We start from the raw sequence: 20,694 nt of genomic DNA on the forward strand, positions 1-20,694 counted from the left end.
GCCTTCAGCCATGCGTCAAACCGCGTGAGGGCACAAGGGCCGCCTCGGCAGGTCAGACATCACAACCGCAGGAATAATGGCATGATTTGGCGGCGAAGTGGGAGGGCTTCTGTTGCCCGGTGCCCTCCCGAACCGCGCTTGTCACTTATGCAGCGACAGCGAGCACCTCAGAGTTATCGTTGGCACTTGTAAGTTAGCCCGATGACGGCGGTACAATGCCGGGCAAAAGGCAGGTCTTTACCATGCGTGTCGAGCCTGTTTCGTCCCCATGCTCCCCTGCCCCGAAGGGTCATGGCGGGGAGAGTTCTGGTGGAGACGCCGGGTACTGCCCCCGGGTCCACTACACTTATTCCACGTGCCGTTTATCGCCATAGCCAAGGAGCAAGCCCCTCCGGCACTCCGGTATATAAGGATGCCGCATCATGGGCGCAAGCCGTGTCCGCGGCCGGGGATTCGTGGTATGCGCCCCTTGGACTCAGCGGCAGGAACGGAGCGCGGCAATGTTTTCAGCGGACCAGAAATCGGAAATCGACGCGGCCCGCGCCGACTGGGCCCAGACGCGCCGCACGGTCGTCCCCGCCGTCGAAGAGGCGCTGTACGAGCCCCAGCCCGTGCTGGGCACCGGATTCGTCCGGCTGGTCGATTATATGGGCGGCGACGAAGCCATCGTGCAGGGTGCGCGCGTCTCGTACGGGCGGGGCACGCGCAGCACCTCCGACGACCGGGGGCTGATCCGCTACCTGATGCGCCACCGGCACACCAGCCCGTTCGAACTGGCGGTGGCCAAGTTCCACGTCCGTGCCCCGATCTTCGTGACCCGCCAGTGGTTCCGCCACCGCACGGCCAGCATCAACGAATATTCGGCCCGCTATTCGGTGCTGGAGAAGGAATTCTATTTCCCCCGCCCCGAGGACATCGCCCACCAGTCGGCCAGCAACAAGCAGGGGCGCGGCGACAGCCTGCCCCCCGATGCCGCCCGGCACGTGCTGGACCTGCTGCGCGAGGACGCCACCCGCTGCTACGACCATTACCTGGAAATGCTGAACCAGGACGAGGAAGGGAATGTCGTCGATCCCGACCGCCCGGTGGTGGCGCGCGAACTGGCGCGCATGACGCTGCCGGTCAATGTGATGACGCAGTTCTACTGGCAGCTCAATTTGTGGAACCTGCTGCATTTCCTGCGGCTGCGGGCCGATGCCCACGCGCAGTACGAAATCCGCGCCTATGCCGACACGATCCTGAGCCTGGTGGAACGCTGGGTGCCGCTGACCTACGAGGCCTTCCGCGACTACATGCAGGAAGCGGCCCTGCTCTCCGGCCCCGCGCTGCGGGCCCTGCGCGACGTGCTGGCCGGGCGGGAGGTCGATCTGCAGGCGTCCGGCCTGTCGAAGCGCGAGGTCACGGACCTGATCGGCCTGCTGCCCGAGATCGCGCCCCGTCTAGGCCGGTAACAGGTTCGAAGGCCCCTCTTCCAGCACCCGCACCCCATCGCCCACGGCGATCCGGCCCGGCCGCACCACCACCGCGTTCTGGCCGAACATCACGCCGCCCCGGGCGCGGCGGGTGCGGGCCAGCGTCGCCAGCGGTTCGCGCGGGTCGGGACTCTCGGCCGTCCGCTGGTCGATGGTCGTCATGATGCAGCGCGAGCAGGGCTTGACGACCCGCAGCAGCGCCTCGCCCACCGCCAGCAGGCGCCAGCCATCCTCGGCCCAGGGTGCCGCCCCTTCCAGCACCAGATTGGGCCGGAAACGGTCCATCGGCACCGGGGACGGCAGGTCGCGGTTCAGGGCGTCCAGCGATGCCCGGCTGGCCAGCAGCACGGCAAACCCGTCGGCGAACCCCACGGTGGCGCCCGGCGGCGCGAAGGCCGGATCGGCCGGCCGCGCCCCCGTATCGTGCAGGTAGACCAGCCGGCAGGGGCGGCCCAGCGCGGCACCGAGCCAGGCGGCCGCCGCATCGCCCGCATCGACGGCCGGCACGCTGTCCTTCCACACCCGTACGATCCGCCGCGTGCCGTCGACGGGCGGACGGGCGACCGCATGCGCGCCGTGGCCTTCCATCGCCAGCACCAGCCCATCGGTGCCGCGCGCCACCGTCACCAGCGCCATCCGCGCCTGCTGGCGCTGGGTCAGGAAAGCGCCATCCGGGTCGGTGACCATCCAGCGCCGGTCATCCTCCAGCCCGCACGGCCCCAGCAGGCCGGCCGATACCGCGATCCCGCCCAGTGACTTGACGGGATGGACATGCAGCGCCACGACCCGCGCCACGCACGCCCCGGCCGCCGGGTCCGTCCTATCCTGCATCATTCTTCTCCCTGGCTTCGCGACAGGATGCCGCCGCAGGCCGCCACCGGTCAATCACGGGAACGTGAACGACTCCGCCTGACGGCATCCCGCGCCCCCGGTGCGGGTGCTGGCCGCATCGGCCCCGCCGGGCTGTTCCGCGCGATGACGAACCGGACCGTTCCGGTGGGGGAACAGGCCTGACATGCCGAAGGCGGCCTGAAAACCCCTGCCGTCCCCACGCCCGCTCCCCAGGCGCATGACCGGTCGGTCAACGGCGACGATTGCACACGCCGCGTCCCATGCTAGAGAGAGGGTTCGCGGACACGCGTCGACGCCCGCGGCATCCATTGGCTTCCCGCGCATGAGTGGCGTTCGGGAACGGCAGACCAGGGAAACGGGAACGAGCATGCGTGCAGTGACAGGATCGAACTTACAGCCATCCCGGTCATGTACTCCCGCCCGCCGCCCGCGCCGGATCACCCGCCTCTTCGCCGGACTGGGGCTGGCCGCACTGGCCGGCTGCGCGGCCCCGCCCCCCAAGGACCCGGACGCGCTGGCCGAATATCGCGAGGCCAACGATCCGTACGAATCCCTCAACCGCAAGATGTACGACCTGAGCATGACGCTGGACAAATATTCCATGCGTCCGGTGGCCAAGGCCTATGTCTGGGCCGTGCCCTATCGCGTGCGGCAGTCGCTGGGCAACATGGTCCAGACGATGAACGAGCCGGTGGTGTTCTTCAACGATGTCGGCGCCGGCAGGCCCCGCCGGGCGGGCGATGCCTTCGTGCGCTGGTGCATCAACATGGTGGCCGGCGTCGGCGGGCTGGTCGATGTCGCGAAATATGCGGGCTATCCGCACCACGACAATGATGCGGGCCTGACGCTGGCGACATGGGGCGTGCCGTCCGGCCCCTATCTGTTCATGCCGATGCTGGGCCCGTCATCGATCCGCGACGGGATCGGCTACGGCATCGATACCGGCCTGCAACCCTTCAACTACGTTCCCAGGGGCTACGGGCTGCTGACATTCAACTGGGCCTACAACATCATGGGCATGATCAACGGGCGGGCCGACCATCTGGACGCGCTGGACCAGTTGCAGAAGGACGCGCTGGACCCCTACGCCACCATCCGCAGCGCCTACCAGCAGCAGCGCAAGGCCCAGGCCGAAGCCATCCGCAACGATCACCGCGCCACCGTACCCGACTGGTACAACTGAACAGGGACACAGAGATGAAGACAGCCCTCTCCCGTCGTCATGCGCTGGGTCTTGTCGCCGCGGCCGCCACCCTGCGGGTTGCGGCACCAGCCCGCGCCGCTTCCGCCGGCGATGCCCGCGCATTCGTCAGCAGTTTCGGCCAGCAACTGATCGCAATCGTCAATTCCGACCACTCGCTGGCCGACAAGAAGGTCGCGATCCTGCCTCTGCTGCAGGAGCATGTCGACATGGACGCCATGGGCCGCTACTGCCTGGGCCGCTACTGGCGGGTCGCCACGCCGGAACAGCAGACACGATTCCTGGCGCTGTTCCACCAGATCCTGGTCAATTCCATCACCGACAAGATCGGCGATTATCGGGGCGTGACCTTCACGATCGGCAATGTCGCCTCCTCCGGCCCCGATCAGGCGGTGGATACGGTGATCAGCCGCCCCGAACAGCCGGCCTTCAACGCGCAATGGATCGTCAGCTTCAGCAGCGGCAAGCCCATGGTGGTGGACGTGATGGCCGAAGGCCCCAGCCTGCGCCTGACCACGCGGCAGGATTATGCGTCCTTCCTCGGCCGGCATAATGGCAGCATCGACGCCCTGCTGCATGCGCTGGACCATCAGGTAGAGGCGCACGCCTCGCCTGCCCCGTAAAACCTGCCGGAATAGCGCGCCGGCGATCCGGCGCGCTATTCCGGCAACCTGACCGGGCGGCGCGGCGGCAGGGGGGGCAGCGGCTCGGGCGCGACGTCGCGGATGCTTTCATAGACCAGCATCTGGTGGCCATCGCGTTCGAAACTGTCGCACTGGGTCATGCCGATCCCGCCCAGGATGGTGCGCGAGGCGATGTTGGTGTCGCGCGTCACCGCCATCACGCGGCGAATCCCTGCATCATGGGCGAAGCTCAGCGCCGCCGAGGCGGCCTCGCGCGCCAGGCCGCGCCCGGCCGCCCACGGCCAGAGCGCGAAGCGCAGGCCAAGCCCACGCCCATCCGGGCGTTCGTGCAGGCCGGTCATGCCGATGAAGCGGCCATCCTCGCGAATGATGAAGATTCCGACCCCGCGCCGTGCCCAGCAGGCCATGTCGTCGGCCATGTCGGCCTCGGCCTGCTGGCGGCTGCGCACGCCGCCCAGCATCATGCCGAACGCCCCGGCATCGGCCTTCAGCCGGGCCATGTCGTCCATGTCCCGCCACGAGACCGGTTCCAGCACCAGGCGCGGCGTGCGGATCGACCCGCCCGTGATCCGGGGATAGGGCGCCCGTTCGGTGCGGTCGGCGGGCAACCCCCACGGGCCACGGCGCAAATGCCGCGCCCCGGCGGGGTCCGGCCCGTCAATGCCGCGCGGCGGACGCGTCACGGGGGCCCGGCAGGACGATCGGGACGTGCATGGCCGCCCCGGCGGTTCAGCGCGCCAGGGGGCGGTACTTGATCCGTCCCGGCTCGGTCGCATCCGGACCGAGTCGGCGTCGCTTGTCCTCTTCGTAGGCCTGGAAATTGCCCTCGAACCATTCGACGTGGCTGTCGCCCTCGAAGGCCAGGATATGCGTGGCCAGACGGTCCAGGAACCAGCGATCATGGCTGATGATCACGGCGCAGCCGGCGAATTCGGCCAGCGCGTCTTCCAGCGCGCGCAGCGTATCGACGTCCAGGTCGTTGGTCGGTTCGTCGAGCAGGATGACGTTGCTTTCCTGCCGCAGCATCTTGGCCAGATGCACGCGATTGCGCTCGCCGCCCGACAGGATGCCGACCTTCTTCTGCTGGTCCGCGCCCTTGAAGTTGAAGGCGCCGACATAGGCGCGCGACGGCACGGCCCGCTTGCCCAGATAGATGACGTCGGTGCCGCCGGAGATTTCCTCCCAGACCGTCTTGTTGTCGTCCAGGCTGTCGCGCGACTGGTCCACATAGCCCAGCTTGACGGTGTCGCCGACCTTCAGCGTGCCGGAATCCGGCTGCTCCTGGCCCACGATCATGCGGAACAGGGTCGACTTACCCGCGCCGTTCGGCCCGATGACGCCGACGATGCCGCCGGGCGGCAGCTTGAAGCTGAGATCGTCGATCAGCAGACGGTTGCCGAACGCCTTGCGCAGGTCTTCGGCCTCGATCACCGTGCCGCCCAGGCGGGGGCCGGGCGGAATGACGATATCGGCCGTGCCCGTCGCGCGCTCGGCGTTCTGGGCCAGCATTTCCTCGTAGCGGGCGATACGCGACTTGCTCTTGGCCTGGCGCGCCTTGGGACTGGAGCCGATCCACTCCTGCTCGGCGGCCAGGGCGCGCTGGCGGGCGCTCTCTTCCTTTTCCTCCTGGGCCAGGCGCTTGCGCTTCTGTTCCAGCCACGAGGAGTAATTGCCCTGGAACGGATAGCCCCGGCCACGCTCCAGTTCCAGGATCCAGTTGGTGACGTTGTCCAGGAAGTAGCGGTCATGGGTGATGATCATGACCGTGCCTTCATAGTCGCGCAGGGTCCGCTCCAGCCACGCCACGCTCTCGGCGTCCAGATGGTTGGTCGGTTCGTCCAGCAGCAGCAGGTCGGGCTTTTCCAGCAGCAGGCGGCACAGGGCCACGCGGCGGCGCTCACCACCCGACAGTTTGGTCACCGGGCTGTCGGCCGGCGGGCAGCGCAGGGCGTCGAGCGCGATGTCGATCTTGCGGTCCAGTTCCCAGCCGTCGCCGGCGTCGATCTTTTCCTGAAGCTCGGCCTGTTCGGCCAGCAGCGCCGTCATCTCGTCGTCGGACATCGGCTCGGCGAACTTCATCGAGATCTCGTTGAAGCGGTCGACCGCCACCTTCAGGTCGCCGAAGCCCAGCGCCACGTTCTCGCCGACGGTCAGGGACTCGTCCAGCTTGGGCTCCTGCTCCAGATAGCCGATCCGGGTGCCTTCGGCGGCCCAGGCCTCGCCGCCATATTCCTTCTCGATCCCCGCCATGATCTTCAGCAGGGTCGATTTACCGGCGCCGTTCACGCCCAGCACGCCGATCTTCACCCCGGGCAGGAAGGACAGGGTGATGCCCTTGAAGACCTCGCGCCCACCCGGATACGCCTTGGTCAGGTCCTTCATCACATAGACATATTGCGTGGCGGCCATGACGAAGGCTCCCGATGATCCAGAGTAAAAGAAAGCGAACGGCCGGCGTTCCCCGGTGCGACGCGCGACGCGGGCTGCGGCCTGCGCCCGGCAGGACTTGAACCCGCAACCAAGCCGTTATGAGCGGCCCGCTCTAACCAATTGAGCTACGGGCGCGCAGGCCGGTCCTCACTTCGCGCATGTGCGGGCTTTTGGCAAGATGCACATTGGCCCGTACCGGCGATTCCCGCCATCGAAACGACGCTTGGCAACGGCCGGCGGCGTCGATAGGTTCAGCGCCATTCTGTTCCTGTTTCCAAGAGTATGGAGCGCCGCCATGGATGTGTCGAAAATCTCGCCCGGCAAGGATGTGCCGTTCGATATCAACGTCGTCATCGAGATCCCGCAGGGGTCGTCGGTGAAATACGAAATCGACAAGGACAGCGGCGCCGTCGTCGTCGACCGCATCCTGTTCACGCCGATGGCCTATCCGGCCGCCTACGGCTTCATTCCCGGCACGCTGGCCGCCGACGGCGACCCGGCCGACGCGCTGGTGCTGATCCCGGCCCCGGTGGTACCCGGCGCCGTGATCCGCGCGCGCCCGATCGGCATGCTGCGCATGGAAGACGAAAGCGGCCAAGACGAGAAGATCATCTGCGTCCCGCACGACAAGGTGCATCCGCATTATTCCAAGGTCGAGAAGCTGGAAGACCTGCCCGAGATCACCCTCCAGGCGATCGAGCATTTCTTCACCCGCTACAAGGACCTGGAAAAGGGCAAGTGGGTGAAGGTGACCGGCTGGGCCGGCCGCGAGGAAGCGGGCGAGATCATCAAGGCGTCACTGGCCGCCGCCCAAAAGGCCTGATTCTCTCCCCTCCTGTCGCTCCGGGGCGGCAGGAGGGACCTTCAGGCACCCCGGCCGGCTATCCGGTCGATCAGGGCGCGATAGCGCGCCATGTAATCCGCCATGTCCAGCGTGCGTTCGGCCTGCCGGCGCGCGCCCCGGCGCAGCCGGGCGGACAGGCGGGCATCCTCCAGCACCTCCAGCACGCCCTCGGCGATGCCGTCGGGGTCCAGGAACGGCACCAGCCGGCCGGTGCGGCCATCGGCCAGGAATTCGCGCACCGGCATGGTGTCGCTGCCCACGATGGCACAGCCCATCGCCATCGCCTCGCGCAATGACCAGGACGCCACGAACGGGTAGGTCAGGTAGACATGCGCGTCGGATCGGCGCAGCAGCGCGCGGAACGTCTCGTAATCGACCCGTCCCGCGAAATGGACCCGATCCGGATCGATCCGCCCCGCCAGTTCCGCCATCATCCGCGCTCGCCACGCACCGTGCGGCTGCTTGGCGCCGTAGCTGACGCCATCGCCGCCCACCAGCACCACCCGCACATCCGGCCGCGCCGCCAGAATGCGCGGCAGCGCGCGCATGAAGACATGAAAGCCGCGATAGGGCTCCAGGTCCCGCGCCACATAGGTCACCAGCCGGTCGTGCGGCGCGATGACCGTACCGGCGACATGCAGGGGCCGCTGGAAGGCCGAGGGATCGGGGGAGCAGGCCTCCAGATCCACCCCTTCGGGCAGCAGGGCGATCCGCTCCCGCGCCCAGTCGGGATAAGTCATCCACTGGAAGCGGGTCGGGGTATGGCCGTGTGCGCCCAGCGCCAGCGCCTGGAGATTGACCGCGTTCTTGGCGCGGATGGTCGGCCGGATGCTCTCGGGCGAAGGAAATTCCGGATCGAACCCCACATCCAGCGCGTCGGCATGGTAGAAGAATTCGAAATAGCCCAGCAGCGGCACGCCGGGAAACACGTCGCCCAGGTTCAGCAATTCCCCCCAGCCGTGATGGCCGATCACGATATCCGGGCGATAGCCCAGATCGCGCAGGCTGGCGGCCGCGCGCGCCACGCATTCGGCTCGCAGGAGTGCCAGGTCGAACTCCCGCGCGCCCGGATGCACGCCGTCCAGCCCGCCGCGCGGCAGGCGATAGGCCACGCGGCGCACCCCGGGAACCTGATTGTCGTTCGGCTCGCTGATGAAGACGATCTCGTTCCCCGGGTCCTGGCCCAGATGTCGCAGCAGGTGCAGGAACTGGCCGGGAAAATGCTGGTGAACGAACAGATATCTCAAGACATCATCCCGGCAGCCCTGTGGGACGGAAACGGGGCGGGCGCACGCCGGCCGCCGGTCACGGCTCCTGTCGGGACCGGCGGCGCGACGCCATCTGCCGGCGCGCCTTCAGCAGGCCCAGGCGCGACCCCTGCGCCTTGCGCCCCCGGCCCGGCCGGAGGGCATCGATGGACACAATGTCTTCGGCCGGTTCGGCACCCTTGCGCCGAGGCTTCCCCGCGATTTTGGCTGGCGCGTCCTGGACCGGATCGGCGGCTCCGGCCCGGCGTTTCCGGACCGTCCCGGCGGGCGCCTCCGCCACCGGCGGGGGAGCCGTCACGGGTTTCGGGGGGCGACGGGTTTTTTTCTCCGCCGCCATGGTGCTGGCCAGCAGCGCCTTTTCCCCTTCGTCGGGAAGCTCCGATTCCGTCACCGGCACGATCTCGATGCGGAAGGCTTCCAGCGGGGCCGCGCTTTCAGCCTCCGCCACCCCGCCCTCCGTCACCGGCCCCACCCGGCTGCCATCGGTAAAGCTGGCCCAGACGCGGCACCGATACCGGCCGGCGGCCTGCGGCTTGAGCCGGACGCGCAGGCCCAGGATCGGCAGCGCCATGCCGCGACTGCCGCAGAACTGCCCCCCCGAGGCCCAGGGCGACAGCCAGCCGCGCCCCAGCACCGCCTGATATTCGATCTCCTCGGCCGTGATCAGCCGGGTAGGCGCGATGGCGAAGCCCTCGATCCAGTTCCGGCTGCCGGGCGTGCCCATCCACTCGGCCATCGCGGTCGCCACATCGCCGCGACGCTGGATGTGGGCCGTCAGCTCGCCGGTGGTGGGTTTCCCGGCCGGGCGATCCCCTGTCGGCCGCTCCGCGGACGCGGGCGGTAGCGGAAAGGGCGGCGCGGCACCGGGGGCCGGCCGGGGCGACGCCATGGCGGGCGCCGGGCCGGCGGCCGGCGCATCGGCCAGACGCACCACCTGAAGGCGCGGCGTCTCGGCCATCTGGGCCGGGTCCTGATAGATGGTGATCAGGATCTGCCCGGCCGCCCCCGGCACACGGACCAGTGCGGCATTGCGTGCCGCCCCAAGCCAGCCATCTTCATCGAAGGTCGCGATCCCGACCCCAACGCCGCCCGGCCCCGGAGCGCGCGAGATGCGCACGCCAGGCAGGTCTTCGCCCGCCCCCCCAGCAGGCATCTCGCCCCCGGCGGCATGGAAGATGCAGTACAGTCCCGGCTCCAGTGTCATCAGGCGGCCGGAGACCTTCAGGTCCATGAGCCGGCCCGGATTGTCGGTCGTCATGCTGTCCGGCATCAGCGGGCTTTCCGTCGTGGGGTGGAGGAACAAGAGGCAGTGTCCTGCGCCGGCAGGCAGTCGACTGGATGCAAGGTCGGGATCTCCCTTTTCTCCCGGCGACACGTGCTGGCCGCCCCGATCCGCCCATAAGACAGCAAAAACGTATTCAATTCGTGAATCGGCAGACCGGGCGGCAGCACGGCCCCGCGACCGGTCCGGCGCACACGCTCCGCCATCGCACCCAGATCGAACACCACCGCATCCAGCCCCGCCTGCCACGCCAGCCCCAGGGCGAAACACCAGGTCTCGGGCCAGATCGAGGGCAGGAAGGCCAGGTCCGCCCGCTGCGCCGCCAGCAGCGCGGCGCCGTCGCCTTCCGCGTACGGACCCGTGACGAACACCCGGCCGGTGGCCATCAGCGCGTCATCGTCCGGCGTATGCCCCACCACGATGAATTCCAGATCCAACGCCCGGGCGGCGGCATCCTGCGCCGCTTCCAGCAGCACGCGGTACCCTTTCTCGACCCCGATCGCGCCGGGCACCGCCACCCGTATCCGCGCTGCCGGACCACGGGCCGCCACCGCCGGCGGCGCATCCGCCGGATCGTCCGCCAGCGCGACCACGCCGACCGCAAGGCCGGGAAAGGCCCGTTCCATGCGGCGAGCGGTATCGGCGGAGGGGGCCATCACCGCGCCCGCTCCGCGCAGCACGGCATTGGACCGCGCACGATAGGCCGACAGGCGCCCAGGCACCGGACCGGCGCCCTTCAGCAGGCTGTCGCCCGCCTGCAGGCAGGCGGCGCATCCCGCCGGCCCGGGCGCGCCGCAATACCGGCCGGACGGGTCCACCAGCGCGACGCGGGGACAGAACCAGACATAATCATGGATATGCACGCTGTACGGCACACCCAGCCCGGCAGCCAGCGTCGGCGCGTCGATCCCGAGCCCCAGCCCGTGATGCCATTCCAGCCTGTCCACCCCCGATGCCCTCAACACCGCCAGCAGCAGATCCAGTTCCGCCGGCAGGTGGAAGCGCGGGCTGGCGGACCAGGCGCCCCCTGCCGCATCTTCCAGCCGGCAGCCATCCGGCGCGGGGCGCAGCACCACCGGCCGCGCGCCCCGCGCGCGCCACATCCGGGCCCGGTCCCGCACCACCCGTTCCACCCCGCCGCCCTGATCGTGCGTGACCAGCAGCACCGCGTGGCGCCAGCCGGCCCCGCCCCTTCGCCAGCACACCAGATCCAGCCGCCTGCGGGCCGCGAACAGCGGATCGACGACGGCATGGGCCGCCACCAGCGCACCGTAATCGGGATACAGCCGATCCATGATCGCCAGATTGCGCCGCAGCAGCGCCGGGCGGGCGGCGCCGAAGGAGGCGGACCCCGCATGACCGACAAACGCGCCGGGCGCGGCGACATGCCGCCAGCCCGCCACGGCAGTGCGCCGGCAGAATTCATTCTCCTCGCCATAGCCCTGGGCGAAGAGGTCGGCGCGGAACGGGCCGGTGGCGGCCAGGCAGTCATGCCGGATGAACAGGCAGAATCCATGCCCGGTCGGGACATCGACCGCCTGCCCGCGATTGGCCGCCCGCGCCGCCGCCATCAGGCGCTGCACCGTCGCCAGATCGGGCATCGGCGCGGGCGCGTCGCCCGGCAGCGCATCCGGGCCGGGCCATGAGAAGAGGCTGGCCCGGTTGGACAGCGGCGTGACGGTGCCGATATCGGGCGCGCCATAGGCGATGTCGGCCAGTTCCTCCAGCCATCCGCCGGCCACCAGCGTATCGCTGTTCAGCAGCAGCACATCGTGCCCCGCCGCCGCGCGCATGCCGTCATTGGCCGATTGCGGAAAGCCCAGACGGCGTGTGTGACGGATCAGGCGAATGGCCCCCTCTCGCGCCCGCCGGTCCAGTTCGGCGGCCAGAACCGGGTCCGGCGTCGCATCATCGACCACGATCACCGGCACCGCGTCCCCCACGCTGGTCCGCACCGAATCCAGGCACGCCAGGGTGGCGGCGCCATCACCATGCACCGGGATGACGATGGCCGGACCGGACCGGACCGGCGGCTCCAACGGTGGCGGATGCGTGGACGGTTCCACGTCGGAGGGCGTAACCGGGCGCACCGTCAGCGGGCTGCCCGTCAGGTCGCTGCCATCCGGCCCCAGTACATGCAGCGGGCCGGGCGGCAGGTCGGCCGCTGCCAGGGCAAAGCGGCGGGGCCGGGCCAGCGGGAACATGCTCTCCGCCCCCGGCGCAGGATCGGCGGCGAGGACGCGCCGGATCATGCGCCCCCGCGCGTCGCGGATGTGCAGCACCGGTACCTGATCCGGGTCCGACGGATGCCAGGCCCAGCCCGACAGCCCATCGGGCCCGGCCTCGACCAGCCCGTCGGTCCGTTGCAGGGCCGCCGGGTCCAGCGGGCTGCCCAGCAGATTCGCACCGCCGGCCAGGACCTCCACCCGCCGCGCGCGGCGCCACCGCGCGGGCAGTACGGTCCCATCCTGCGCACCGGGGACAGGCCGGCCGTCGATCAGGACCGTCACCACCGACGCCCCTGCCCCCAGGCACAGCCGCCCGGACACAGACAGGCCGCACCAGCCCGGCCGGCCGGCCCGCGCCGCCAGCCGCGCGAGCAGGGGCTGCATGTCGTCGGGCGGCGCATGATGGGACAGGGCATGCTGCGCGGCGGCGATGGCGACGCTGTCCTCTCCCGCCATCAGCAGGGCGGCCGCCAGGGCGACCCAGCCCTCGCGGAAATCGAAACGCCCGGTCAGCGTGCGCAGAAGCTGCGCGGCGCCCGCACCATCGCCGCCGCGCAGCCGCGCCATCGCCAGCGGAAAGGCGACCACGATACTGTCCGGTGCCAGACGATGGGCGCGCTCGTACCAGGCCCAGGCGCTGCCATGGTCGGCGGCATCCTCGCTCTCCCGCGCACGGCGAAAGGCCGACTGGGCCTGGGCGTCGGCCCAGACCTGCCAGGCCGCGCGGTCCTGCGGCGTGACCCGGCCGCGCGCGGGCTGCACCCTATGCCCTGCCACCGCTCAGCCCGCCCCGGCGCCGGCGGCCGGGCCCGCCCCTGCCCCCAGCCGGGCCAGTTCGGCCGCGGCGTCCGGCACGCCCTGCGCGGCGGCGCGTTCCAGCCATTGCCGGGCCTCGGCCGGGTCGGTCACGCCAGCCAGTCCGCGCAGCAGATAGCGCCCCAGCATCAACTGCCCCAGCGCGTTGCCACGCTCGGCCGCCATGCGGAACCAGTGCTGGGCCTGCGGTCGATCCACCGGCACGTCGTGGCCGCCGCCCAGCAGCGCGCCCAGCGAGAACATGGCATCGACCTGCCCCTGTTCGGCCGCCGCCCGATAGAGCACGGCCGCCGCCGCATGGTCGCGCGGACCGCCGCGCCCGGTCAGCATCAATTGCGCCAGTGCGACCTGGGCATCGGCCATGCCGGCCTCGGCGGCCCGTGCGATCCAGCTTCGGCCCGCCGCCGCGTCGGGCGCGCAGCCGCGCCCGTCCAGCAGCATGCGGCCGTACCAGTATTGCGCATTCACCACCCCGTCGGCGGCGCGCAGCATCCAGCCCGCCGCCGCCTGCTCGTCCCGCGCCATCCCCAGCCCCTGCGACAGGCAGATGCTGAAATTGAAGGCCGCGACCGGGTCCCCGGCCTCTGCCGCATGGGCGAAATATCGGCCAAGATCGCGCCGGTCATCCTCCGACACATCCTGGTCCAGCAGCAGGTTGCCCAGATCGGCGCCCGCCCGCCCGTCGCCCAGCGCCGCCGCCTGACGGAAGCAGCGCACGGCCTCGGTCACATCGCGGGGCTGGCCGGCCCCGGTCAGGGCCAGCATCCCCAGCGCCCGCCATGAGGCCGCATGGCCGGCGGCAGCAGCCCGGCGATACCATTGCGCGGCCTCGATATAGTTCGGCGGCAGGTCGCCGCCGCTGGCATACAGATCGCCCAGCAGCGATGCCGCCTCGCGATCGCCGGCCAGGGCGGCACGGCGCAGCCAGCTTTCCGCCCGCGTCGCATCGCGCGCGCAACCCCGCCCCTCCAGCAGGGCCAGACCGAACCGCGCCTGGGCGGCGCGTACCCCGGCCTCGGCCGCGCGCCCATACAGCGCGGTGGCCGCCGCGCTATCGCGGGCCACGCCGCGCCCCTGTTCGGTCAGCGCCCCCAGCAGGAACTGCGCCGACCCCAACCCGGCATCGGCCGCCAGGCGCAGGGACGCCGCCGCCCGCGCATGCCCGGCCTCATCGGTCGCCGCCCGCATCCAGACCAGCCCGAGGCCGAGATGACCCTGCGGACAGCCGGCGGCGGCGGCGCGGGAGAACCAGCCCTCCGCCGCCGCCGGATCGCGCATGTCGGCCGGCCCGTCGGCGAGGATATAGCCATAGAGCGCCTGCGCGTCGGGCGATCCGGCCTCGGCCGCCAGACGGGCCCAGCGGGCGGCCTCGACCGGGTCCGGCACCCGGTCGCCCGGCGTTTCGGCCACCAGGCGCACGCCCTGTCCCTCCGCGCTTTCGCGCGGCAGGCCGAACAGATAGAGCGTGCCCAGCACCATGCGGGCCTCGACCCACCCGGCCTCGGCCGCGCGACGCATCCAGCGCGCGCCCTCCACCAGGCTGGGCGGCACGCCGGTGCCATCCAGATAGGCCCGCCCGACCCGAAACTGGGCCTCCGGCATGCCGGCCTCGGCCACGCTGCCCAGCAGCGCCACCCCGGCCACCACATCCCCGTCCTCGATCAACCGCAAGGCATGCGCCAGACGCGCCCGTGAAGAAAACCGCGCCCCCAGCGCGGAAAGAACCCGCCTCACGCCCCACCCCGGATCAGACAATCGCCAGAACAGACAATAAGTGTTTCGGAAGATCCGAGCGGAGCAGCCTTATCCGCCACGAACACCCGACGCCCGAAACGCGCCCCGGATCGGGTTGGGCTGCGGAGTTTGGGCCCGCAAACGTGGGCTGGTGAGCGAGAGCTGCACGGAGTGCAGCGTCCGGCGTGCGTTTCCGAGCACCGGAGCGGAGCGGCCTTGATGGCCGTGAGCACCGGAGCACAGGAAACGCGCGTCGGATCGCCACCAGCGCGCGTTTGCGGGCCCAAACTAGGGTTCGCGCATGCCATTGGTCATGGCCGGCACCAGATGATTCATCAGATACTGCATGATGGTACGGCGGCCGACATGGATATCGGCTTCGACCGGCATGCCGGGCTGCGCGTGGAAGAAGGGCGGCACGCCATGCAGCGTGTAGCGATCGACCCGTACCCGCGCACGGTAATAGGCGTCCATCCCGCCGGCGGCATCGGCCGGCTGGGCCGGGGCCGGCGATCCCGGGGCGCCGCGCCCGCTCTCGCCGGGGGCGAAGGAATCCGCGCTGATGACGCGCACCACGCCTTCGGCCCCGCCATATTGGGTGTAGGGGAAGGTCGCGAATTTCAGCAGCACGTGGTCCCCCGCCCGGATGAAGCCGACATCGGAGCCCCGGATCGCCGCCTCGACCTCCAGCCCGCTATCGACCGGCACCAGGGTCATCAGCTGCGTGCCCGACTGCATCACCGACCCCACGGACAGGGCCGCGATGCCCAGCACCACGGCATCGCGGTCGGCGCGCATCACCACCATGCTGTGCCGCAGCCCGGCCTTGCGGGATTCGTCGCGCGCATCGGCCAGATGGTGCTGGGCGGTGGCCAGATCCTCATAGACCGTGGCCTTCCAGTTCTGGACGAAACCGTCGCGTTCGGCCGTCACGGCCTCCAGCTTGGCGCGGGCGCTGTCGGCGGCCTGATGGGCGGCGATCTGGGCGCGCTCGACTTCCATCAGGTCGTTCTGCGCCGAAAGGGTGGACAGGCGGCTGCCCACCTGGTCGCGTTGCAGGCGCTGGCGCATGGCCAGCACGTCGGCCGCCACGCGGGCACGGGCGCCATACATCGCCGCATCGGCCAGATTGCCCTGCATGTCGCTGCGGGCGCCGGCGATCTGCTTGTCGTAATTCTCGATCCGGGCGGTCAGTTCGGCCCGCCGCCGCGCGAAGGCCGCAGCTTCCTGCATCGCGGCCGGGTCGCCGGGGTTGGGCGCATATTCCCGCCCGTCGGCCTCGGCCGTCAGGCGCGCGACCTGGGCGGCATAGGCGCTGGCCTGCTGCCCCATATCCTCGACATCGGCGCCGGTCACGGTCGGGTCCAGCCGCGCCAGGATCTGGCCCTTGTGGACGAAATCGCCCTCATGCACGTCGATGGTGCGGATGATCGCGGTTTCCAGCGGCTGGACCACCAGCGTCGCTTCGGTGGAAACCATCCGCCCCTGCGCCGTCACCACCTGGTCGAGCGGGAAGACCGACATCACGATCACCCCCATGATCGCGAGCGCCGAGATGATCCAGACCAGATAGAGCGCCGAAGCGGTGGGCGGCAGGTCGATCAGCGCCAGGCTGGGCGAATGGAATTCCAGCAGGGCGCGCGGCATGTCGCGGTCGGTGGTTTCGGGCAGAACATAGGCTTCGACCGCGTCGGAATCGGGCGGCACCAGGGGGGTGGCGGTCATGGCGCGTCCCCCTCGGCCAGCATCGCCGCCGGATGGGCGTGCGCGTGCGCGCCCGATTCATGCCGGTTCTGTTGCAGCCACAGCGCGCGATAGATCGCGCAGCGTTCCAGCAGGACCGCATGCGGGGCGATGTCGACCACCTGCCCACGGTCCATGACGCAGATCCGGTCGCAATCGACCAGCGAGGACAGGCGGTGCGAGACGATGACCATGGTGCGCCCGCGCGCGATACGTTGCAGGTTGGCGTTGACCACGGCCTCGCTTTCCGGGTCCAGGGCCGAGGTCGCCTCGTCCAGGATCAGCAGTTTCGGGTCGCAGATCAGCGCGCGGGCAATGGCCAGCCGCTGCCGCTGGCCGCCCGAGATGTTGGTCGATCCTTCCTCGATCCAGGTTTCATACCCGGCGGGCATGCGCTCGATGAATTCCTCGGCTCCCGCCAGCCGGGCGGCCCGGATCACGTCATCCAGCGTCAGGCCCGGCCGCCCGGCGGTGATGTTGTCGCGCACGGTGCCCCGGAACAGGAAATTGTCCTGCAGCACCACGCCGAGCGAGCGGCGAAGATGCATCAGGTTGATCTCGCGCAGGTCCACCCCGTCCAGCCGCAGATAGCCGGTATAGGACCGGCTGACGCCCTGGAGCAGGCGGGTGATGGTGGATTTGCCCGACCCGCTGCGCCCCACCAGCCCCAGCGTGCTGCCCGCCGGAATCTCGAAGCTGACACCCGACAGGGCGCGCGTGGTGGCGCCGGGATAGGAGAAATAAACCTCCTGGAACGACAGGGCGCCCCGGATGGCCGGGCGCAGGCCGGTCGTCAGGGCCTGGCGCTCGGTCGGCTGGTTCAGCACATGGCCGGCCTCGGCCAGCGCGGTGCGCACCTCGCTGAAATCGTCCAGCAGCCGCGCCAGTCCCACCAGCGGCGACGCGACGCGGCCGCCCAGCATCATGAAGGCCATCAGCGCCCCGGCGCCCATGTCACCGCGATGCGTCAGGATCAGCCACGCCCCCACCAGCAGGACGCCGCGACTGATGAAAAGCTCGAACGGCTGGGCCACGGTCGCGGCCATGTTGCCCATGCGCCCCGCCGCCAGCCCCCACAAGGCGGCCTCGGCCGAGCGTTCGTCCCACAACTGGCGCCGCGTCTGTTCCAGCGCCAGCGTCTTGACGGTGCGGATTCCGGCCACCGTTTCATACAATACGGCGCCGCGCCCCATGTCGGCGGCCATCTTGCGCCCGACCAGTTGCCCGACCGGGCGCATGAAACCGAACACCACCAGGCCGATCATCCCGGCGGCGCAAATGGTCATCCAGGCCATGGGCGGGCTGAAATAGAACAGGAACGGCAGCACGACGACCAGCGTGAACAGGTCCAGCACCGTGTTCATCAGCTTGCCGGTCATGAAATCGCGCACCCTGTAGATGGCGGATACCCGGCCGATCACCTGCCCGGCCTGCTCGCGCTCGAAGAATTCCAGCGGCAGGGACAGCAGCCGGTCGAACACCAGCAGCGAGATCCTGGTATCCAGCCGCGTCGTCACCACCAGCGCCAGTTCCCGCCGCGCATAGGTCAGCAGGATCTCGTAGAAGCTCATCACGCCCAGGATCGCCGAAACCGAGATCAGGGTGGCGAAGGAATGATAGCTCACCACCTTGTCGATCACCTGCATGACGATCAGCGGCGGGAAGATCGCCAGCACGCTCAGCACCATCGAGGCCAGCAGGATGTCGCGCATCATCCGCTTCTCGCGCAGCACCACGCGGCCCAGCCACGCGGCGTCGATCGGCGCATCGGCCTCGCTCTGGTCGCGGCGACGCTTGACCAGCAGCACGTCGCCCGTCCAGACCTGCGCCAGGCGCAGTTCGTCCAGCGGCACGGGGGGCGTGCCTTCATCGCCCAGCGGGTCGCGCAGCCACACGACGCCCCGGTCCGGGTCGCCCGCCACCATCAGCCCCGCCGAGCCGTCACGGAACATCAGCACCATGGGCGGCACGCTGCGCAGCCGCACCAGGTCGCGCCAGCGCAGGCGCATGCCGCGCGCCACCGCGCCTTGGTCGTTCAGCCAGCGCGCCAACGACGCCGGCGAGGGCGTGACCTCGCCGGGTTCGGCGATGAAATCGCGTACATCCATCGACAGGCCATGGAAGCGCGCCGCCGCGACCGCCGCATACAGGCGGATCATCGTCGGCGTCGGCCGCGCCCCTGTCTCCTGATCTGTTCCCTGATCTGGCTGCGCCACGGATCGTCCTTCGCTGGTCCCGATGGCACGATCCTAGGGCCCGAAAGACGAATGGACGGTTAATGCCCCGCGTCGATGGAATGCCGGACGGAGCGATAACGCGCCACGACCACGCGATTTTCCTCCAGCGCCTGCCGCGTCCCCTCGCGCAGGGCCGCGGGCACCACCACCATCACGCGGTCGAACCACGGGCGCTGGCCGGTGACGCGGGCACGAAACAGATCGGCCAGCATGGCGGCGATCGCCCCGTCCGGCGTGCAGCAGACACAATTCGCGCCATGACCGAAGGGCGTGGGCGCCGGCATGGCGACGATGCCCAGCCACTGACCGCCCTTGCCGCCATCATCGCCCGCGCCTCCCACGCGCAGCACCAGTGTCGCGCCATCGCCGGGCAGGTCGGCAAACATCGCGTCATCCACCAGTTCCAGCGGGATCAGCCCGTCACCGCGCTGCATGATGCTCCTCCCTGGCCATTCGTCGTCATGATAGCCGATCGCCCCCCGAGTCGCCATCTGGCAGGCCGCCCGTCGCCCCGGCTTTCCGAGGCATCATGAAAAACCGATAGAAGCATACAAACTATTTAATTCATGGCTTTCCATTTTCATGGCCTGTTCACGCACGTCACAGGACATGAGCGAAATGAAGGACGCTTGCATGATCGACCGCACACCCATCCAGACCAGAACGACCTGGGGCGCCCGAATAGCGGCGGCCCTGCTCGCGATAACCATGGCGGCCATGCATGACGCGGCCGCAGCCGACAGCGACGCCGCCGCCCGGCCCACACAATCGTCTCTGATCGTTTCCTATCGCAGCACGCCAGCCGGACGGCCAGCCCTGCTGCGCACGCTGCGCGCCCAACTGGCACCCCGCCTGCATACATTGCAGGCCCAGGGCAGATTGACGCATTATCGCATCCTGTTCAGCCGCCTTGCCGATGCGAATAGCTGGGACGCGCTGTTGATTCTCGATTTCCGCACCAGTGCGCAGGCGGCCTCCTGGCGGGCGGTCGATGCGGAAACACCGGCCGGGCTGGCCGCGACAGACCTGGCGAACGTAACGGCAGTGGAAAGCACCCCCTCCGATCCGGTCGGCAAGGGCGGCTCTGCCGATGATGGCCCGGACCCGGTCTACATGGTGGTTCCCTACGATTATTTCGTGCCGACGAAGGATTACGTCGCCTATGCCCGCTCCTATGTCTTTCCGCAGACCGACGGGTGGATCGCGGCCGGTGCCCTGAATGCCTACCAGCTCTACGTCGCCCGCTATGGCGCCGGCCGGAACTGGATGTCGATGCTGGTGCTGGCCTATCACGGCGATAACGGGCTGGACCGACGCAATGACGTCATCGCCGCCACCCGCAAGGCCTTGAACGCGAACCCCGACTGGGCCGCCAGGGCAGCCGGCAAAGGCCATATCCGCACGGAAAAGGCCGTCATGATCGCGGATCTGATCGCCGGCGGCTGAATCCCTTCGGGGGAGACGATCGGAACCCGGCCGTCTCCCCCCTGGCTCCGCCTTTACTCGAACAGCGCGCCTTCGCTGGGAATGTTCTTCTCCAGTTCCGAACGGACCTCAAGCGCGCGCCTCAGGGCCTCGACCTCATCGGGCACCGCATTCAGCCGCATCTGGTCGACCATCATACCGACGGTCCGTCCCTGGGCATCGTTCAACGTCATGGCAACTTCATAGACATTCTTCTGCGGCAGGCGCGCCACCATGATCTTGGGCTTGCCGATCAGTGCCAGGTCGCCCTTGCTGGACGGCTTGCCGATCCGCGCCTGATCGTTGCAGGCGATGATGACATTGTTCTTGCTGCCCGGCACCGTCGCATGCACGCCCAGAAGCACCATGTCGTCATGCCGCATGGCGATCTGCTGCACCAGCGTCTGCGCAGTCGGGGCATGGACCGGATCGTAATGCACCGGCGCTTTCGTATCCGCCATGGCCGCACCGGCCGCGAG

The 20,694-nt window shown here is 69.5% G+C and carries 16 protein-coding genes, 1 tRNA gene and 1 other RNA gene; 5 read left to right on the forward strand and 13 right to left on the reverse strand.

What is annotated here, in order from left to right:
* Positions 1-96: 96 nt before the first annotated feature.
* Positions 97-436: a transfer-messenger RNA gene (ssrA, locus tag HLH36_RS01330) on the reverse strand.
* Between the two features lie 64 nt (positions 437-500).
* Here ssrA and thyX point away from each other — a divergent pair.
* On the forward strand, positions 501-1,451 hold the full coding sequence (thyX, locus tag HLH36_RS01335) for an FAD-dependent thymidylate synthase (protein WP_182984699.1): 951 nt from the start codon (positions 501-503) through the stop codon (positions 1,449-1,451).
* Here the strand turns inward: thyX and HLH36_RS01340 are convergent.
* On the reverse strand, positions 1,440-2,306 hold the full coding sequence (locus tag HLH36_RS01340) for an MOSC domain-containing protein (protein ID WP_246376286.1): 867 nt from the start codon (positions 2,304-2,306) through the stop codon (positions 1,440-1,442). The two genes, thyX and HLH36_RS01340, sit on opposite strands and share 12 nt — an antisense overlap.
* A 385-nt stretch (positions 2,307-2,691) precedes the next feature.
* Here HLH36_RS01340 and HLH36_RS01345 point away from each other — a divergent pair, with 385 nt between their 5' ends.
* Positions 2,692-3,507: an MlaA family lipoprotein gene (locus tag HLH36_RS01345; RefSeq protein WP_182984700.1), complete on the forward strand. Its 816-nt coding sequence runs from the start codon at positions 2,692-2,694 to the stop codon at positions 3,505-3,507.
* Between the two features lie 14 nt (positions 3,508-3,521).
* Positions 3,522-4,148, forward strand: coding sequence for an MlaC/ttg2D family ABC transporter substrate-binding protein (locus HLH36_RS01350; protein ID WP_182984701.1), 627 nt, complete (start codon positions 3,522-3,524; stop codon positions 4,146-4,148).
* A 35-nt stretch (positions 4,149-4,183) separates the two neighbouring features.
* Here the strand turns inward: HLH36_RS01350 and HLH36_RS01355 are convergent, their stop codons facing one another.
* The 3 genes from HLH36_RS01355 to HLH36_RS01365 all read right to left on the reverse strand — a co-directional run bounded on the left by HLH36_RS01355 (position 4,184) and on the right by HLH36_RS01365 (position 6,734).
* Positions 4,184-4,738, reverse strand: coding sequence for a GNAT family N-acetyltransferase (locus HLH36_RS01355; RefSeq protein WP_182977938.1), 555 nt, complete (start codon positions 4,736-4,738; stop codon positions 4,184-4,186).
* A 160-nt stretch (positions 4,739-4,898) separates the two neighbouring features.
* Positions 4,899-6,578, reverse strand: a complete 1,680-nt coding sequence (gene ettA, locus HLH36_RS01360; RefSeq protein ID WP_182984702.1) for an energy-dependent translational throttle protein EttA — start codon at positions 6,576-6,578, stop codon at positions 4,899-4,901.
* 82 nt (positions 6,579-6,660) lie between these two features.
* Positions 6,661-6,734 (reverse strand) — tRNA-Ile (locus tag HLH36_RS01365).
* A gap of 160 nt (positions 6,735-6,894) precedes the next feature.
* Between HLH36_RS01365 and ppa the strand changes: the two genes are divergently transcribed.
* Complete coding sequence (gene ppa / locus HLH36_RS01370; RefSeq protein WP_182984703.1) at positions 6,895-7,422, forward strand: inorganic diphosphatase; 528 nt, start codon at positions 6,895-6,897, stop codon at positions 7,420-7,422.
* Positions 7,423-7,463: 41 nt separating this feature from the next.
* On the opposite strand, the gene HLH36_RS01375 is transcribed toward ppa, so the two are convergent.
* The 7 genes from HLH36_RS01375 to HLH36_RS01405 all read right to left on the reverse strand — a co-directional run bounded on the left by HLH36_RS01375 (position 7,464) and on the right by HLH36_RS01405 (position 19,185).
* Positions 7,464-8,690, reverse strand: coding sequence for a glycosyltransferase family 4 protein (locus HLH36_RS01375; RefSeq protein ID WP_182984704.1), 1,227 nt, complete (start codon positions 8,688-8,690; stop codon positions 7,464-7,466).
* A 58-nt stretch (positions 8,691-8,748) separates the two neighbouring features.
* Positions 8,749-9,981, reverse strand: coding sequence for a hypothetical protein (locus tag HLH36_RS01380; protein WP_182984705.1), 1,233 nt, complete (start codon positions 9,979-9,981; stop codon positions 8,749-8,751).
* Positions 9,981-12,998, reverse strand: coding sequence for a glycosyltransferase (locus tag HLH36_RS01385; protein WP_338030363.1), 3,018 nt, complete (start codon positions 12,996-12,998; stop codon positions 9,981-9,983). The genes HLH36_RS01380 and HLH36_RS01385 overlap by 1 nt, the downstream gene beginning before the upstream one ends.
* 3 nt (positions 12,999-13,001) lie before the next feature.
* Entirely contained in the window at positions 13,002-14,771 is a 1,770-nt protein-coding gene (locus tag HLH36_RS01390) for an SEL1-like repeat protein (protein WP_182964844.1), read from the reverse strand.
* A 288-nt stretch (positions 14,772-15,059) separates the two neighbouring features.
* A complete protein-coding gene (locus HLH36_RS01395) occupies positions 15,060-16,496 on the reverse strand; it encodes an HlyD family type I secretion periplasmic adaptor subunit (protein ID WP_182984706.1) in 1,437 nt (478 codons plus the stop codon).
* Positions 16,493-18,673, reverse strand: coding sequence for a peptidase domain-containing ABC transporter (locus HLH36_RS01400; protein WP_182984944.1), 2,181 nt, complete (start codon positions 18,671-18,673; stop codon positions 16,493-16,495). Before HLH36_RS01400 ends, HLH36_RS01395 begins: the two co-directional genes overlap by 4 nt.
* 116 nt (positions 18,674-18,789) lie before the next feature.
* Positions 18,790-19,185 (reverse strand): hypothetical protein, encoded by a 396-nt coding sequence (locus HLH36_RS01405; RefSeq protein ID WP_182964842.1) that lies wholly within the window; start codon positions 19,183-19,185, stop codon positions 18,790-18,792.
* A 199-nt stretch (positions 19,186-19,384) separates the two neighbouring features.
* On the opposite strand from HLH36_RS01405, the gene HLH36_RS01410 reads away from it, so the two are divergent.
* Complete coding sequence (locus HLH36_RS01410) at positions 19,385-20,197, forward strand: hypothetical protein (protein ID WP_182964841.1); 813 nt, start codon at positions 19,385-19,387, stop codon at positions 20,195-20,197.
* A 53-nt stretch (positions 20,198-20,250) separates the two neighbouring features.
* On the opposite strand, the gene HLH36_RS01415 is transcribed toward HLH36_RS01410, so the two are convergent.
* Entirely contained in the window at positions 20,251-20,676 is a 426-nt protein-coding gene (locus HLH36_RS01415) for a hypothetical protein (protein ID WP_182984707.1), read from the reverse strand.
* Positions 20,677-20,694: the final 18 nt, after the last annotated feature.

The organism is Gluconacetobacter aggeris, from assembly GCF_014174395.1.
Taxonomy (GTDB): domain Bacteria; phylum Pseudomonadota; class Alphaproteobacteria; order Acetobacterales; family Acetobacteraceae; genus Gluconacetobacter; species Gluconacetobacter aggeris.

Bases quoted from the DNA above. Each gene is read 5' to 3' on its own strand.
- ettA (WP_182984702.1), bottom strand. From the start codon at position 6,578: ATGGCCGCCACGCAATATGTCTATGTGATGAAGGACCTGACCAAGGCG.
- HLH36_RS01395 (WP_182984706.1), bottom strand. From the start codon at position 16,496: ATGACCGCCACCCCCCTGGTGCCGCCCGATTCCGACGCGGTCGAAGCC.
- HLH36_RS01380 (WP_182984705.1), bottom strand. From the start codon at position 9,981: ATGCCGGACAGCATGACGACCGACAATCCGGGCCGGCTCATGGACCTG.
- HLH36_RS01345 (WP_182984700.1), top strand. From the start codon at position 2,692: ATGCGTGCAGTGACAGGATCGAACTTACAGCCATCCCGGTCATGTACT.
- ppa (WP_182984703.1), top strand. From the start codon at position 6,895: ATGGATGTGTCGAAAATCTCGCCCGGCAAGGATGTGCCGTTCGATATC.
- HLH36_RS01405 (WP_182964842.1), bottom strand. From the start codon at position 19,185: ATGCAGCGCGGTGACGGGCTGATCCCGCTGGAACTGGTGGATGACGCG.
- thyX (WP_182984699.1), top strand. From the start codon at position 501: ATGTTTTCAGCGGACCAGAAATCGGAAATCGACGCGGCCCGCGCCGAC.
- HLH36_RS01415 (WP_182984707.1), bottom strand. From the start codon at position 20,676: ATGGCGGATACGAAAGCGCCGGTGCATTACGATCCGGTCCATGCCCCG.
- HLH36_RS01400 (WP_182984944.1), bottom strand. From the start codon at position 18,673: ATGATCCGCCTGTATGCGGCGGTCGCGGCGGCGCGCTTCCATGGCCTG.
- HLH36_RS01350 (WP_182984701.1), top strand. From the start codon at position 3,522: ATGAAGACAGCCCTCTCCCGTCGTCATGCGCTGGGTCTTGTCGCCGCG.
- HLH36_RS01340 (WP_246376286.1), bottom strand. From the start codon at position 2,306: ATGATGCAGGATAGGACGGACCCGGCGGCCGGGGCGTGCGTGGCGCGG.
- HLH36_RS01410 (WP_182964841.1), top strand. From the start codon at position 19,385: ATGATCGACCGCACACCCATCCAGACCAGAACGACCTGGGGCGCCCGA.